Source organism: Blautia sp. DFI.1.216 (assembly GCF_020594215.1).
Taxonomy (GTDB): Bacteria; Bacillota; Clostridia; order Lachnospirales; family Lachnospiraceae; genus Blautia_A; species Blautia_A wexlerae.
This window is the reverse complement of sequence record NZ_JAJDML010000202.1, coordinates 1-326: the sequence shown is the minus strand read 5'-3', so window position 1 is coordinate 326 and position 326 is coordinate 1. Positions and strand designations below refer to the sequence as shown.

The following is a 326-nucleotide window of genomic DNA, read 5'->3' as shown; positions in this document are numbered from 1 at the left end:
CGCCAGAGTAGATATAACCGCCACATTCATAGCGTCCTTTATTTTCTTTGACAAAAGTTCTTGCACCAGCGAAAACTTCGTCCTGCGTTGCCTTTGGAATTTCATCATAAGAAGCTCGCACGTTATCACATTGCCAGCCAAGATGTACGCTCAATCTTTGCCAGACTACACATTGTTCCAACAGATAGACTTGTTTGTAATTCAGTTCCTTGTGAGCTTCGCCATACTGTTTGACATACTCTAAGGATAACGCCACATCTGAAATCTGGTTGGCACTCATGCGTGAGCTTGCGTCAGCTCTGGTCTTGTAGCCGTTCTTAAAATCT

The 326-nt window shown here is 43.9% G+C and carries 1 pseudogene; it reads right to left on the bottom strand.

What is annotated here, in order from left to right:
* Nucleotides 1-326: pseudogene (locus LJE11_RS19440) on the bottom strand (hypothetical protein); the annotation flags it as partial.